This window comes from Nocardiopsis rhodophaea (assembly GCF_039530945.1).
Taxonomy (GTDB): Bacteria; Actinomycetota; Actinomycetes; order Streptosporangiales; family Streptosporangiaceae; genus Nocardiopsis_C; species Nocardiopsis_C rhodophaea.
Genome location: NZ_BAAAPC010000007.1, coordinates 214,046 through 229,786, shown reverse-complemented (window position 1 = coordinate 229,786; position 15,741 = coordinate 214,046). Strand labels below are relative to the sequence as shown.

Genomic DNA, 15,741 nt, shown 5'->3' with positions numbered 1-15,741 from the left:
CCATGGACGACAAGACGCATGAGGACGGCAACGGGATGCGTCCGACCGGGTGGCAGCTGCCGCTCGGGATCATCTTCGTCAGCGCTGCCCTCTCCTATGTAGTGGTGGAGGCGTCCTATGGCGCGCTCCCGATCCTGCCCTGGACGGCCATCCCCACATTGCTCCTGCTCGCCGCCGCCGAGGGCATCGCCGCCTGGCATACGCGTCGCCGCATCCGCCGCCTCCCGGGGACCGAGCCGGTCGACCCGCTGAGCGTGGCGCGGCTGGTGGCCCTGGCGAAGGCCAGCGTGGTGATCGCGGCCTTGTCGATCGGCGTGTTCGGCGGAATGGCGCTGTCCCTGCTGGACCAGCTATCCATCCCGACGCCGCGCGCCGATGCCATGACCGCCTTCGGGACGATGCTCGCGGGCGCGGTGCTGCTGGTGGTGGCGCTCCTGCTGGAGTACGCCTGCAGGGTCCCCGATGAAGGTGACGATTCCGGCAACTCAGGCGATCCGGCCCGCCCGTCGGCGTGAGCCGGTTCGAGGATGTGGGGGACCGGGGTCTGCTGGGCGGCCTTGTCGGTGTTCTTGCTTTCCGGTGTTCTGGGGTGGAAAGCGGCACCGAGGGCGGAGAGGGCTGGGGACTCCGGTCGTCTTCGGGGGGTGCGGCGGGGCGGGGCGGGAAGGCGCTGTCCGCAGCCCTGCTGCCGGTGATCACGGCGAAAGTCCGGGCAGACGGGACGAAATTCGTGGCTCTCCCCGTGATCATCACGCTAAGGGGCGGGGTGCGGAACCCGGGTCTGCTGGGCGGCCTTGTCGGCGTTCTTGCTTTCCGGTGTTCTTGGGTGAAAAGCGGCACCGAGGGCGGAGGGGGCTAGGGGCGCCGGTCGTCTTCGGGGGTGCGGCGGGGCAGGGGCTCGCGGCCCGGGCCGGTCCTCCCGCTTGGCGTGAGGCGCCTTCCGCGATACGGGAGCACCCCACCCCCGCAGACCCCCACCGGCGATGATCATGGGGATGGCCCCGGCAAAACGGACAGAACCGGGACCGTTCCCATGATCATCGCGGGGAACGTGGGGCAAACCGGGCATACCCGGCGCACGGCGGCCCGCAATCCGGATTCCGGCCCGCCCGCATGCCCCGCCCAGGAAGCCGGCAGGCGCGCCCCCACCCCCGCCTCGTCGCCGCCGCCTTCGCTCCTCCACCCGGGGGAGACCGGAGGGGCGAACCGCCGCCGCTGCCCCCGCCCGGCCGCCCCCTGAAGACGACCGACGCCCCCAGCCCCCACCGCCCTCGGTGCCGCTTTTCACCCAAGGGCACCGGAAAGGACGACCGCCGACAAGGCCGCCCAGCAGACCCCGCCCCCGGCCTGGCCCCATGATCGGCCGGAAACGGGGTATGAGCCGATCGTCGGCGTACTGCCCGGCTTTCGCGCGACGGTAATGGGACGAGAGCGGCATGTCCCTTCGGACTGGCGCGGGGATGATTGACTGGAATCGTGGAGTTTGCCGCGTCTGACGCGAAGTCACAGCAATCCGATGGCAACGCGGGCTCCGGGGAGGCCCCGGAGCCCGATGGCGGTGCGCCGCGATTCGCGGCACCCGGGGCTGATGTCCCGCTGCCGCCGGAGGCAGAGGCGACGCTGACCGACGGTTCGCCCTCCCCCGGTGCTTCCTCCCCCTCGGTGAACGGAACCGGGCCCACGCGCGCCGCGGAGGATGAAGCGGCCTCGGCCGGGTCGCAGGCGGCCGGGGCCGCGTCCGCTTCAGCGACTGCTCTGTCGCCGGTCGAGGCGGCGTTCGCCGCTCCCGGCGGAACGTCGTGGACCCGGGTCGCGCCGGTGCTGGCCTGGTACCGTCGGCTCCTCCTGCTCGCCGTGCTGCTCCCCGGTGCCGTCCTCGGGGGAGCGGCGATCTGGGCATGGTCGGGATGGGGCTGGACCATCGTTTGGCTGGCCCTGTGCGTACTGGGCATTGCCCTGGGGTGGGCGGCGGCCGAACCGGCACGCCGCTCCTGGGGATACGCGGAAGGACGCACGGACTTCTACCTGACCTACGGCGTCGTCGTCCGGCAGCTGGTGGTTGTGCCCTACGGCCGCATGCAGGTCGTGGACGTCACCTCCAACCTGCTGGAGCAAGCTCTCGGCATCGCGACCCTGCAGGTGCGGACGGCGGCCACCACCGCCGTCACGCGCATCCCCGGCATCCCCCTGGCCGACGCTGTCGAGCTGCGCGATCGCCTGACCGCGCGCAGTGAAACCTTCTCCACGGGACTGTGACGCGTGAGCGAAGCCGATCGGGAACAGCGCTCTGACCCCGCCGACAGCACGGCCGATGGCGGGCCGAACCCGCCTGCCGAGAACGGGCAGGCGCAACGCGGCTATCCGACGTTCGAGCCCCCCGGTCCTGGCCACGCAACGGCGGGGGCCGAGGGGACCTCGGACGACTGGCTCTTCGCCGCGTTCGACGGGCACGCGGACCTGCCCGCGCTGCGGGAGGTCACCGCGCCCACGGAGACGAACTTCGCCGAGCAGGTGACGCCGCCACTCCCGTCGTACGGTAGCCGCGCCGACGGCCCCTCCGCGCCGGCGACGGGGGAAGCCACGCATGAGCCGGAGCGCTCCGCGGGGCCGGACGCCGCCGAGCGCCCCGCGCCGCCCCGGGAGGAGGAACCGGGGGCGGTCACACCACTGTGGTCGCGGGTGAGCGCGGGGGCGGAGCACGCCCCGCCGGTCGGTCCTGACACGACCCGTGACCCGCTGGCTGACCGCTCCGCCGCTCCCCAGGGCCCGGACAGCGGGGCCGCGGCGACCCGCCGGGGGAGACCGCGGTTCTCACCGCCCGTCCTGCCCCCGGCCGACCCCACCCCGGGGTCGTCTCGGCCGGGGCCGTATGCGGCGCACCCGTATCCCGGGTCGGACGCGCGTCCGCCGGGGCCGTCGTGGTATCCGTCGGCACACGATCCGGCCACCGGAGCCCTGGCCCCGGCGCCGACCGGCCATCCGGTTCAGGGGCCGCGGCCCCCCGGTCCCGGCCCGGGATATGGCGTGGGTGGGCACGGGCACCCCGGGACACCCTCCCCCGCACCACAGCGGATCTCCGGCGGCGCGCCCGCCCCTCCCGGGGCCGCCTACGGTGACCCGCGCTCAGGGGCCTTGGCCGCCCACAGCGGAAACGTGCGCTTCCTGCCTCCAGCAGTTCCCGGCCCGCCGAACGGCATGCCGCATCCGCCTCCGCCACCGCCCGCCGCGGCTCGGGCGCCGCGGCAGGACGAGGACGACGACGTCACCCGCGGATCCCACCGGCCGCACTGGGCGACCGTTCCCTTCCAGGTCCTGCTGGTCTCCCTGGTCTTCATCGCGGTTCCGGGTCCGCTGCTGATCGGCGTCGGGCCGGGGTTGATGCTGCTGAGCACGCTCGCCGTCGCTTTCGGCGCCACCGTCTACGCCCTGCTGTCCTGGTGGAACTCCTCCTTCGGGCTGCGGGCGGACCACCTCGTCGTGCACAGCGGGGTGGTCCGGCGAGCCTCGCGCGAGGTCCCGCTGAGCCGCCTGCAGGCGGTCGACGTCGTGCGCCCACTGCTCATGCAGATCCTTGGCCTGGCGGAGCTGCGGATTGAATTGGCCGGAGGAGACGCCAGCTGTGTCCGGCTGCGCTACCTGAGCCGGAGGACGGCCGAACGGCTGCGAGCGTCGCTGCTGGCCCACGCTGCCGGACTGTCCGGGACGACCCCCGAAGCGCCGGAGTGGCCGCTGTACCGCCTCCCGTTCGGGCTGCTGCTCGGCGCGCTGGCCTTCCGTCTGCCGGTGCTCGGTGCGTTCGTGCTCTTCCTGGCGCTGATGGCCGCGGGGGTCTCTAGGGGGGAGCCGGGGGTCCTGGGCGCCGCCATCCCGCTTTTGCTCGGTCTGATGCAGGGCTTCATCGGCCCGCTCTTGCGCTACACGGACTTCTACGCCTCACGCTCCCCGGACGGGCTGCGGCTGCGTTACGGGATCTTCCAGGCACGCATGCAGACGGTGCCGCCGGGGCGGGTGCAGGCGGTCCGGATCGTCGAGCCGCTGCTGTGGCGGGCGCTGGGTGTGGTCCGGGTGGACGCCAACGTCGCCGGGTACGTGGGCGAGCGGCAGATGGACTCCTCGACGCTGTTTCCCGTGGTGCCGCGTCCCGTGGCCTACGCGCTCGTCGGTGAGATCTTCCCGGGGGCGGACGCGGCGCGGGTCGCCCTGCGCCCCGCGCGCCGCAGTGGGGCCGCGCATGACGCGCTGGGCATCGATGACCGCCTCTTCGTCAGTCGGCGGGGGATCGTGTGCCGGGTGACGGAGATCGTTCCGCACGCGCGGGTGCAGAGCGTCCGGTTGACGGCGGGCCCCATCAGCCGCTGGCGGGGCGTCGCCGACGTGGACGCGGACACCCCTCCCGGGCCGATCCGGGCCCGTGCCGTCGGCCGCGACCTGGCCGAGGCGCGCCGCGTCGTCGACGGTGTCGCCGAGCGCGGGCACGCGGCGCGGGCGACCGCGGCCGGTCCGGAGCGGTGGGCCACGCGCAGTGAGGGGCCCGGCCCCGCTGCGTGATCCCGTTATTCAGGTGTGATCAGCGGGTGTGAACTCACCTGGTGCGGGGAGAAGTAGGTCAACTGGCGGGTTTTCCGCGGCTGCGTGGCCTTGGCTGCACCCTGACCGGCTTGTGTTGCTCACCGCCGCGGCGCGCGTGGCCTCTTTTGCCCAGAGGGTGTCTGCAACCGAAAAGCCCCAAGACGTGGCGCCGAAAGTGTGATGTGTGTCACTCGCCCTGCCGTGTGTTGCTGTGTTTCCTGTCGCCATGTCGCGACTTGTGCCATTACTCCCGGTCAATGAAAGACTCCGGGCTGTTACTCATGTTCCGAATTTTGCTGCTGGGACCCGGCGAAGTGTGGCTACATAGAGATCGAACACACCACGTGTTCACGAACCCACTTAAAGCAAGCTTTCCGGGTGGCTGGGGTCGCCCGGTTGAATGAGGAGATCCACAAGTGATGAAGAAGACCTTCGCCACCGCCGCCGTCGCCGCTGCCGCCGCTGGCGTTCTGCTCACCGGGGCCCCCGCCCACGCCTCGGACGGCGCCCACACCTCCGGTGACGGCAGCGTCCTCGGCGGGACCCAGACCCAGATCCCGGTGGCCGTCAACACCTCCATCTGCGGCAACTCGATCCCGATCGTCGGCGTCGCCAACGCCTTCTGCAAGGGCAACGCCAAGGCGTACCAGAACTAGTCGGTCGGGTCGCGGGCGCGGCACCGCGCCCGCGACCCGACGCCAGAGGATCGGCGCCGTCCTTCCCCCCGGGCGGCGCCGATCCTCTTTTTTGTTGTCTCGGACTCCGGGTATCGGGCGCAGGCCGGTTGGCGTGGCTGTGGACCGCTTGACCCTCTCGCCTCTCTGCGGGGGACTGTCCCAGCTGGGGCGGGGCCGGAACTGTTCGAGCTGAAAAGCCGGTTAGGTGACGGGCGGAACTGTCCGAATCGGGTGTGTCACGCGTCACATCCACCTCAGGAGTCACAGGGGTTCCACACCCAAAATCCGGATAAGTCGCGTCACAGCAAGTGGATGCTCTGCTTCTCCGCGTCATTGTTCGAGGTCATTTCGCTGCGCGAGGGGGGTCGTGTCTGGCTAAATGGCACCTGAGCACGGAAAGTGCTCACGTAGTCACCCCCCCCGATGGCCGGCCGGTTCCGCCGGGTCGGTCTGTACAAGGAGTCATCCAGTGCTGAAGAAGTCCATCGCCACCGGTGCCGTCATCGCCGCCTCCGCGGGTGTCCTCCTCTCGGCCGCCCCGGCCCACGCGGTTGCCGTCGGCGGCGCGAACCTTGCCCCGGTGGCCGCCAGTGCGGGCAGCGTCTCGGCCGCCACCGGCGGCGCCGCGGCCTCGACCGCCGCCATGACCCCGGTCGTCGGGGTCGTTCCCGTCGTGCCCGCCATCGTCAGCGTGGCCTCGGCCGCGGGCTAGCAGGACGGCACACCGCTGCCTGGCATGTCCGATCGCGTGGGTAGCGCTGCGCACGCGCCCGGACAACCGTCAACCCCCTCAAGCTCAGGCCCGACCGTGGATGCGCACCGCGGGCGGGTATCCGGCGCCGACTCCTCATCCCCCGGAGTCGGCGCCGTTCGCGTTTTCGGACGATGGTCACCGTCCCTGCCGGAAGGAGCGGACCCCATCCCGTCTCTGTCCGTGCTCATCCGGGAATCGTGGCCGGGCCCGGGGGCCGCCCAGTTCACCCGGTGGTGCACAAGCGAACAGCCGTTTCGCTGGCGATAGCCTGTTTTTCCGTGTCTTCGCACGTCCAACGTGTCGCGGTCACGCGTGCTCGGCGTTCATCACGGACAGTAGGCTGTGCGCACGACGTCCGGTACCCGCCCGTGGACTGGAACGAGGGGCAGCCATCCGATGGACAGCACACAGCAGCGACCCGCCCGGCTGACGGTCGGGGTGATCGGCCCCGGCCGCGTGGGGTCCGTGGTCGGTGCCGCCCTGGAGCGCGCCGGGCACACCGTCGCAGCGGCGTCGGCGGTCTCCGCCGCCTCGCGCGACCGCGTCGAGCGACGGCTGCCCAACGCGCGCCTGTGTGAACCAGCCGAGGTCGTCGCCTCCTGCGACCTGGTGCTGCTCACGGTTCCCGACGACGCCCTGCGCCCGCTGGTGCGCGGCCTCGTCGAGACCGGCACCGACGTGCAGGGCCGGCTCCTCGTCCACACCAGCGGCAGCCACGGCTACGGCGTCCTGGACGACGCCACCGCCAAGGGCGCCCTGCCGCTGGCCCTGCACCCGGTTATGACGTTCACCGGCCGCGACGAAGACCTGCACCGCCTGGCCACCTGCTCCTTCGGTGTCACCGCCCCCGACGCCCTGCGGCCCATCGCGGAGGCCCTCGTCGTGGAGATGGGGGCCGAGCCGGTGTGGATCGCCGAGGAGCACCGCACGCTGTACCACGCGGCCCTGGCCGGTGGCGCCAACCACCTGGTCACCCTGGTGGCCGAAAGCGCCGCGCTCCTCACCGCCGCCGGAGTGGAGCAGCCCGGTCGCATGCTCGGCCCCCTGCTGGGAGCCGCGCTCGACAACGCCCTGCGGCTCGGGATCGACGGGCTCAGCGGCCCGGTGCTGCGCGGAGACTCGGCAACCGTTGCCGCGCACCTCGCCGAACTGCGCGCCTACGCGCCCGAGAGCGTCGCGAGCTACGTGGCGCTGGCCCGCCTCACCGCCGACCGCGCCCTGGCCGCCGGACTGCTCAAGCCGCACGACGCGGAGCGCCTGCTGGACGTCCTCCAGGCGTGAGCCGACACCCCGCCCCGATCCATTGAGGACACCTGAGATGACCAAACCGGCAACCACTCCTCCCCGCACCGCCCCGGCCATCGCCCGCACGCCCGAGGAGCTCGACCGGCTTCGCTCCAACCTCGGCCGTGTCGCGCTGGTGCCCACGATGGGTGCGCTGCACAGCGGACACCGCAGCCTGATCGCGGCCGCACGCGAGCGCGCCGAGGCGGTGGTAGTCAGCATCTTCGTCAACCCCCTGCAGTTCGGTCCGAACGAGGACTACGACCGCTACCCGCGCACGTTCGACGCCGACCTGGCGATCTGCGCGGAGGACGGCGTCGACGTGGTCTTCGCCCCGCCGGTCGAGGTGATGTACCCCGGCGAACAGATGGTCACGGTCAACCCCGGCACGATGGGCCGGGTGCTGGAGGGCGAGTTCCGGCCCGGCTTCTTCGAGGGCGTGCTCACCGTGGTCAGCAAGCTGTTCCACCTGGTCCGCCCGGACGTCGCCATCTTCGGCCAGAAGGACGCCCAGCAGCTGTCCGTGGTCCGGCGCATGGTCCGCGACCTGTGCATGCCCATCACCGTCATGGGCGCGCCGACCGTCCGCGACGCCGACGGCCTGGCCACTTCCAGCCGCAACGCCTACCTCAGCCCCGAGGAGCGCACCAGCGCCCTCGCGTTGTCCCGCGCCCTGTTGTCCGGGGCGGACGCGTCCGTGACCGGGCCGGTCGGTATCCTCAGCGCAGCTCGCGCCGTCCTGGACGAGGCGGCCCTGGCGACCCCTCCGGTCGCCGTGGACTACCTCGCCCTGGTCGACGCGCACACGTTCGGCGAAGTCCCCAACGACTTCCGAGGCGAGGCCGTGCTCGCCGTGGCCGCGTGGGTCGGCAAGACCCGGCTGATCGACAACGTGCCGCTCACGCTCTGAGCACGGGTGCCCGTCCCGGGGCCCTCCGGGACGCGGCACGTTCGGCGGGCCCACCCCCTCCGGTCTCCCGGGCCGCGGCGTGCGCCCCGGAGCCGAACGAAGCGAACACCAAGGAGGTCACACGGGTGAGCGAGAGACAGGCGCCGCTGCCCCGCCGGCTCACGGCGCCCGCGCCCGGCTGGTCCGTCGAGGCCGACGTCGTCATCGTCGGGTCGGGCATCGCCGGGCTCAGCACCGCACTGCGCTACGTCGAACTGGATCCGACGGGGCGGGTCGTCCTCGTCACCAAGGACGTCCTCTCCACGGGCTCCACGCGCTGGGCGCAGGGCGGGATCGCCGCCGTGGTCGACCCGTCCGACGCCCCCGTCGCGCACATGGTCGACACCGTGGTCGCCGGGCGCGAGCTGTGCGCGCCGGAAGCGGTGCGGACCCTGGTCACCGAGGGACCCGAGGCGCTGCACTGGCTGATCGACCGCGGCACCTCCTTCGACCGCACCACGGCCGGCGAGCTCGCCCTGACCCGGGAGGGCGGCCACCGCGCCCGCCGCATCGCCCACGCCGGAGGCGACGCCACCGGCGCCGAGATCCAGCGGGCGCTGAGCGACGCCGTCAAGGCCGAACCGCGCGTGGAGCTCATCGAGCACGCCTTCGTTCCCGACCTGCTGCTCGGCAACGGAGTGGCGCGCGGCGTCACCGTGCACGTCATGGGCGAGGGCGAACGCGACGGCGTGGGTGCCGCGCACGCCGGGGCCGTCGTGCTGGCCACCGGCGGTATCGGGCAGGCCTTCGCCTCCACCACCAACCCCGAGGTGTCCACCGGCGACGGTGTGGCGCTCGGTCTGCGCGCCGGGGCCAGCGCCCGCGACCTGGAGTTCGTCCAGTTCCATCCCACCGTGCTGTGGCTGGGGGCCGACGCGCGCGGCCAGCAGCCGCTCATCTCCGAGGCGGTCCGCGGCGAAGGCGCCTTCCTCGTCGATGCCGCGGGCCGCCGCTTCATGCGCGACCGGCACGAGCTCGCCGACCTCGCCCCGCGCGACGTCGTCGCCCAGGGCATCGCCGAGGCCATGGCCGCGACCGGCGCCGACCACGTCTTCCTCGACGCCCGGCATTTCGGCGCGCGGATGTGGCAGGAGCGCTTCCCGACCATCCTGGCCTCCTGCCGCAAACACGGCATCGACCCCGTTACCGACCTGATCCCGGTGGCGCCCGCCGCCCACTACGCCTCCGGCGGGCTCACCACGGACCTGCACGGGGCGACCGACGTCCCGGGGCTGTACGCCGTCGGGGAGGTCGCCTGTACAGGGGTGCACGGCGCTAACCGGCTGGCGTCCAACTCCCTGCTGGAGAGCGTCGTGTTCGCCCACCGGGTCGCCGAGCGGCTCGCCCAACACGCCGCGACCGCTGCCGACCCGGCCTCCCGCGCCGCCGGCGCGGCGGAGGAGCCACCGGACGGGGACCCGTCCTCCGGCCTGGTCTCGCCGACCGTTGTCCCGCACGTCCGCGCCGCGATGTCCCGCTACGTGGGCGTCGTCCGGGACGCGGAGGGACTGGAGCGCGCGCTGCGCGAACTCGACGCGCTGGCGGTGGATTCGGCCAATGCCGACGCCGAACCCGGAACCCCGGCGTGGGAGGCCACCAACCTGCTGACGGTGGCGCGCACGCTCACCGCCGCCGCTCTGCACCGCGCCCGGCGGCTGCCCGCGTGCCGACCGACAGCTCGTACGGAGCCGACGAACGTCGCCGTCCTGATCGGAGGCAAGGCCATGTCCGTGGACCGGTCGCGAGGGACGGCCCGGCTGCCCGACCACCTTCTGGCCGAACTCGCCGAGGTGACAAAGGGCGACGTCCGGCGGCGCGGAGCGGAGGCCGTCGAGCGGCTGATCGCTGACGCGCTCGACGAGGACCTGGACTGCGAAGGGATCGGTGCCGACGTCACCACCGACGCCACCATCCCCGCCGCCCAGATCCGTACCGCCGACGTCGTGGCCCGCGCCGACGGTGTGGTGGCCGGACTCCCGCTCGCCGAGGCGGTCTTCTGGATGGTCGCCGACGGGATCATGGAAGTGGAGCGGCACGCGGCCGACGGCGACAGGGTCCGCCGCGGCGACGTCCTGATGACCGTCACCGCCCGTACCCGCCACCTGCTCACCGCCGAGCGGACCGCGCTCAACCTGATGACCCACCTGTCCGGCGTCGCCACGGCCACCCGGGCCTGGGTGGACGCCGTGGCCGGGACGCGGGCGCGGGTCCGCGACAGCCGCAAGACCCACCTTGGCCTGCGCTCCGTGGAGAAGTACGCGGTGCGCTGCGGCGGAGGGGTCAACCACCGCTTCGGGCTGTGCGACGCCGCGCTGATCAAGGACAACCACGTGCTGGCCGCGGGAGGGGTGGCCGAGGCGGTGCGGGCGGTCCGCGCCGTGTACCCGGACGTGCCGCTGGAGGTCGAGGTCGACCGGATCGAGCAGATCGAACCGGCACTGGCGGCCGGAGCCGAGGAGATCCTGCTCGACAACTTCTCCGTCCCGGAGCTACGCGAGGCCGTGGCCCTCGTGAAGGGCCGCGCCCGACTCGAATCCAGTGGAGGTTTGACTCTTTCTGTTGCTTCCCGGGTGGCGGAGACCGGGGTGGACTATCTTGCGGTGGGTGCCCTCACACATTCCAGCCCGGCGCTGGATATCGCGCTCGATCTGCGTGAAAGCCATTAACCCGCCCCACAACCTCGGATAAGGCCCAGATGCTGCTCGCTATCGACGTCGGCAACTCGCATACCGTTCTCGGTCTCTTCGACGGGGACGACCTGATGGAGCACTGGCGCGTGGGGACGGAGGCGCGTCGTACCGCTGACGAGTGGTCCGTCGTGCTGCGGGGCCTCGTGGGCTCCAGCGAGCTGCACAGCGTGGGCGACATCGACGGGATCGCGCTGTGCTGCTCGGTGCCCTCGGTGCAGCACGAGATGCGCGAGATGATCCGGCGGCAGTTCGGTGACCTCCCGGCGGTCATCGTCGAGCCGGGGGTGAAGACGGGCGTCCCGGTCCGGATGGACAACCCCAAGGAGGTCGGCAGCGACCGCATCATCAACGCGCTCGCCGCCGTGCAGCTCTACGGCGGCCCCTGCGTCGTCGTGGACTTCGGCACCGCCACCACGTTCGACGCTGTGAGCGTGAAGGGCGAGTACGTCGGCGGCGCCATCGCCCCCGGAATCGACATCTCGGTGGAGGCGCTGTCGCAGCGCGGCGCCCAGCTGCACATGGTGGAGATCGTCAAACCGCGCTCCGTCATCGCCAAGAACACCACCGAGGCGCTGCGCTCGGGCATTATCTACGGGTTCTCGGGGCAGGTCGACGGGATCGTCGACCGCATGGCACAGGACCTGACCGACGACGTCGACGAGGTCACGGTGGTGGCCACCGGCGGTCTTGCTCCATTGGTGGTGGAGGAGTGCGAGACCGTGGACGTCCATGAGCCCTGGCTGACCCTGGTGGGCCTGCGTCTCGTGTTCACGCGTAACGTCGGGTGATCGGTGCCTTCGATCACTGCTGATCGCTTCCGCCGTACGCCCCGGGCACCCGGAACGGGCCGATAGGATCGGGCCTGTGAGTGATGTGCTGGACGAATCCTACGACGAGCTGCCCGAACAGATGCGGGTCCGGCGCGAGAAGCTGGACCGCCTGCGGGGCGAAGGGGTCGACCCTTTCCCCGTCGGGTTTCCCCGGACCAGCAGCATTGGCGCGATCCGGGAGAAACACGAGGGCCTGGAGCCCGACACCGCAACGGGCGAGCGCGTCGGGATCACCGGCCGGGTCATGCTCTACCGCACCGGCGGCAAGCTCTGCTTCGCCACGCTGCGCGATGAGTCGGGCGACATCCAGGTGATGATGTCCCTGGACAAGCTGGGCGCGGAGTCACTGGCCGCCTGGAAGGGCGACATCGACCTCGGCGACCACGTCGGTGTCGAGGGTGAGGTCATCACGTCGCGGCGCGGCGAGCTGTCGGTCATGGTCGACGCATGGCGGCTGACGGCGAAGTGCCTGCGCCCGCTGCCGGAGAAGCACAAGGGGCTGACCGACCCGGAGGCCCGCGTCCGCCAGCGCTACGTCGACCTCATCGTGAACCCCGAGTCGCGGGAGATGGTGCGCCGCCGCTCGGCCGCGATCCGGGCGCTGCGCTCCACCCTGGACGGCTTCGGCTACATCGAGGTCGAGACGCCGATGCTGCAGCCGGTGCACGGCGGCGCGACGGCCCGCCCGTTCACCACGCACATCAACGCTTACAACCTCGACCTCTACCTGCGCATCGCGCCCGAGCTCTACCTCAAGCGGCTCGCGGTCGGCGGCATGGAGAAGGTTTTCGAACTCAACCGGAACTTCCGGAACGAGGGTGCGGACTCCACGCACAACCCCGAGTTCACGATGCTGGAGTTCTACCAGGCCTACGCCGACTACAACGTGATGGCCGACATCACGCGGACGCTGATCCAGGAGGCGGCGCGCTCGGTCTTCGGCTCGCTGGTCGTGGAGCGCGACGGTGAGGAGTTCGACCTGGGCGACGCGTGGCCGTCGGTCACCCTCTTCGGCGCGGTCTCCGAGGCGCTGGGCGAGGAGATCACGCCGCGGACGTCGATCGACACGGTGCGCAAGCACGCCGACGCCCGCGGGGTGGAGTGGAGCCCGGACTGGGGCCAGGGCAAGCTGGTCGAGCACCTCTTCGAGGAGCTGGTCGAGCACACGCTGGTGCGGCCCACCTTCGTTCGCGACTACCCGCTGGAGACAAGTCCGCTGACCCGGGTGCACCGGGAGGACCCGCTGCTCACCGAGAAGTGGGACCTCATCGGGTTCGGAATGGAGCTGGGCACCGGCTACTCCGAGCTGGTCGACCCGGTCGAGCAGCGCCGCCGTCTCACCGAGCAGTCGCTGCTGGCCGCGGGCGGCGATGCCGAGGCGATGCAGTTGGATGAGGACTTCCTGCGCGCCTTGGAGTACGGCATGCCGCCGACCGGTGGCGTGGGCATGGGCATCGACCGCCTGCTTATGGCGTTCACCGGCAAGAACATCCGGGAGACCGTGCTTTTCCCGTTGGTGAAGCCGGAGTGAGGGGAGGGCCGTCCCCGCCGCTTGGGACCGACGGCCCTCTTGTGAGATGACCTCCGCGGTCGCGCGGTTCGCGTTGCCGGATCGTGATATTTGGTCATTGTGTAAAGCCCCAGGCCATAGCACTGTCTTCATGGTCACTTTCTTCAGTACTCTTCGGTAGATCACTGTCAGTGCGGGCTGTTTGAGCCGAAGATTCTTTTCGCAGGTCACTGCGGACTTCGTAGGTTCTTGTTCTCTACGGAAGTAACTTTACGTCTGTTTATAATTACTCTGAGTAATATATTCGACCTTGACGCCCTGTTCCCGGCCGCTTAGCGTTTCGAAGCGAGCGGAGATTTTCCGCCTGTTTGCCGTAGTGGATCTGAGGTGACGGCGAGTGAGGATGGCTGAGCACGGCTCCGGCAGGTTCGCCCATCCCTCGCCGTGTGTGCACTCGCCCGGTCTGTCCGTCCCAGGCCGCGGTCATCGGGTCCGCGGATCATGGCCCGCACCGACTTCTCGTTTCTGTGCCAGGGGAACGAGTACCACGGTGACCTGCCGTCGGTCCGCGTCAACGCCCGAGCGCATATGTCCGGAGGTTCGTACCTCACCTCACCCAAGGTTCCTGCGGCGACGAGTTGTTGTTCCGCACTCACCATGGATGAGGGAGGACGGAGTGGAACAGGCCACACTCGTACGTCGTGCCGTAAAGGATCCCGGTGTCCCGCCGTTCGGCGAGGCAATGGTGCCGGCCCCTGCGCCTTCGCGCGACGGCGGGCCGAGCGTGCCGGTCGAACTGACTGACGATGAGCTCCAGCTGCTGGCGGAAATCGCCACCGGAGTGACCACGGACGTCGCCGCGCGGCGTCTCGAACTCAGCGCGCGCACCCTGCGCCGTCGGCTCCGGGCCATATGCGACCAACTGGGCGTCAACACCCCGATCGAGGCGGTGGTATGGGCCGCCCGAAAGCAGTTGATCTGACAGGCCACCGAATCGTGTGAAGTTCCGCCCGGGACACAGACCCGGGTGGAACTTCTGTGGTGGCGGTATCCCGTCGGGTGACGCGGGTGGGTACTGTAGATTCGGTCATGCCGATAATGCAGGTCACCATCCGCCGCGCGCGGACACCAGACGTTGTCCATATCCGCCGGCTCATGGACATGTTCAGCGGGGAACGCCGTGTCCTTTCTAAGAGCACGGTCAACCTCTACGAGGACATCCAGGAATTCTGGGTGGCCGAGGCCGACGACGGCGACCGGCGGACCGTCGTCGGCTGTGGTGCGCTCCACGTCCTGTGGGAGGATCTCGCGGAGGTGCGCACCGTGGCGGTCGATCCGGCCCTCCAGGGGCACGGGGTCGGCCACCGCATCGTCAGTGAGCTCCTGGGGCGCGCTCGCGAGGTCGGGGTGCGCCGGGTCTTCTGCCTCACCTTCGAGACCGACTTCTTCGGCAAGCACGGCTTCCGGCCGATCCAGGGCACGCCCGTCTCCCCGCGCGTCTATGAGGAGCTGCTGCGCTCGTACGACGAAGGCGTAGCCGAATTCCTCGACCTGGAGCGGGTCAAACCCAACACGCTCGGCAACACCCGGATGCTCGTGTATCTGGAGGAGTGAGCCCCGATGCCCCCGTAGGGGCGGTAGTCGGGGCATAGATCAAAAGAGGGGCCACTTCGGGTACGCCCGTTGTAGTTTATCGACGGTGGGTTTCTCCGCAGTGGGCATGAATCCCGGTGGTTTCTGACAACTGGTGGGGAGTGTGCGCAGCTTCCTTGCGTCGATTTCGTCGGGATCCGGATCGATGGGGCGCGGCGGGGGCGAGATTGGCGCGCAGATCCCCATACCGGGCGGGCGTGAGTGAAATCACCGACGCCGGGCAGGTCAATGGCAGTACGGCAGCCCCATGGGGCTCGACGTTCATGACCGGAATCCCACAGCGAGCCCGTGAGTACTTGGTGTGAATATGCAGACCAGGTCTCAACCCTGCGGCCGGACCTCGCAAAGTCCTCTTGTAGCGTGCCGTTGGGACTTACGCTCTTCTTAGATGGTGTCCCCTTAGGTACCGCCAGAGTCACGATCCCACAACTTGCCGAGGTCGTTTGCATGTTCCCGTCGGCCAGGGCGAGAGTGGGGTATAGAGGCAGGTAATCTATGGATTGTGATCGAGAGGTCGCGGGAGGCTTCCTTCCGGACGCTCCGGGCTGGCTCAGTGACGCCGGTTTCATATCCCCCACCTACTTGGGGGTGATTCCGCTCGCATGTGGCTACGAAGCGTTGTCAGTTCGCCGGTGATTCGGTCGCGAACCCCCATGCATATGGGTGGCCGCGAAGTCACCGGGGCGGCGCGCTCCTTATTGCGTCCCCGGCCGGTGCCCGGGTCGATGAACCCGGCTTCCTCGCACGCGGGGGTCCTGGAAAGGGGCGGACGGTGTCTATGATGGCGGAGTCCCCCTTCGCGCCGGGTTGGGGATGCCGTAGGAG

At 70.5% G+C, this 15,741-nt stretch carries 12 protein-coding genes; all 12 read left to right on the top strand.

From position 1 onward, the window contains the following. The first annotated feature begins 2 nt into the window (after positions 1–2). Positions 3–515 (top strand): DUF3180 domain-containing protein, encoded by a 513-nt coding sequence (locus ABD259_RS10375; protein ID WP_344100614.1) that lies wholly within the window; start codon positions 3–5, stop codon positions 513–515. 961 nt (positions 516–1,476) lie between these two features. Next, positions 1,477–2,256, top strand: a complete 780-nt coding sequence (locus ABD259_RS10370; RefSeq protein ID WP_344100612.1) for a PH domain-containing protein — start codon at positions 1,477–1,479, stop codon at positions 2,254–2,256. 3 nt (positions 2,257–2,259) lie between these two features. After that, positions 2,260–4,548 (top strand): PH domain-containing protein, encoded by a 2,289-nt coding sequence (locus tag ABD259_RS10365; RefSeq protein ID WP_344161776.1) that lies wholly within the window; start codon positions 2,260–2,262, stop codon positions 4,546–4,548. A 440-nt stretch (positions 4,549–4,988) separates the two neighbouring features. Then, on the top strand, positions 4,989–5,225 hold the full coding sequence (locus ABD259_RS10360) for a chaplin family protein (protein WP_344100608.1): 237 nt from the start codon (positions 4,989–4,991) through the stop codon (positions 5,223–5,225). Between the two features lie 490 nt (positions 5,226–5,715). Next, positions 5,716–5,958 (top strand): hypothetical protein, encoded by a 243-nt coding sequence (locus ABD259_RS10355; RefSeq protein ID WP_344100606.1) that lies wholly within the window; start codon positions 5,716–5,718, stop codon positions 5,956–5,958. A 438-nt stretch (positions 5,959–6,396) separates the two neighbouring features. Next, on the top strand, positions 6,397–7,281 hold the full coding sequence (locus ABD259_RS10350) for a Rossmann-like and DUF2520 domain-containing protein (protein ID WP_344100604.1): 885 nt from the start codon (positions 6,397–6,399) through the stop codon (positions 7,279–7,281). A 37-nt stretch (positions 7,282–7,318) separates the two neighbouring features. Beyond that, positions 7,319–8,194: a pantoate--beta-alanine ligase gene (panC, locus tag ABD259_RS10345; protein ID WP_344100602.1), complete on the top strand. Its 876-nt coding sequence runs from the start codon at positions 7,319–7,321 to the stop codon at positions 8,192–8,194. A 125-nt stretch (positions 8,195–8,319) separates the two neighbouring features. Beyond that, positions 8,320–10,899 (top strand): L-aspartate oxidase, encoded by a 2,580-nt coding sequence (locus ABD259_RS10340; protein ID WP_344161773.1) that lies wholly within the window; start codon positions 8,320–8,322, stop codon positions 10,897–10,899. Between the two features lie 29 nt (positions 10,900–10,928). After that, the gene (locus ABD259_RS10335) at positions 10,929–11,711 is read left to right on the top strand and encodes a type III pantothenate kinase (RefSeq protein ID WP_344100598.1); all 783 of its coding nucleotides are present in this window, start codon (positions 10,929–10,931) and stop codon (positions 11,709–11,711) included. 76 nt (positions 11,712–11,787) lie between these two features. After that, the gene (gene lysX, locus ABD259_RS10330; RefSeq protein WP_344100596.1) at positions 11,788–13,284 is read left to right on the top strand and encodes a bifunctional lysylphosphatidylglycerol synthetase/lysine--tRNA ligase LysX; all 1,497 of its coding nucleotides are present in this window, start codon (positions 11,788–11,790) and stop codon (positions 13,282–13,284) included. Between the two features lie 721 nt (positions 13,285–14,005). Next, entirely contained in the window at positions 14,006–14,245 is a 240-nt protein-coding gene (locus ABD259_RS10325; protein ID WP_344100830.1) for a LuxR C-terminal-related transcriptional regulator, read from the top strand. A gap of 107 nt (positions 14,246–14,352) precedes the next feature. Then, positions 14,353–14,877: an amino-acid N-acetyltransferase gene (locus ABD259_RS10320; protein WP_344100594.1), complete on the top strand. Its 525-nt coding sequence runs from the start codon at positions 14,353–14,355 to the stop codon at positions 14,875–14,877. Positions 14,878–15,741: the final 864 nt, after the last annotated feature.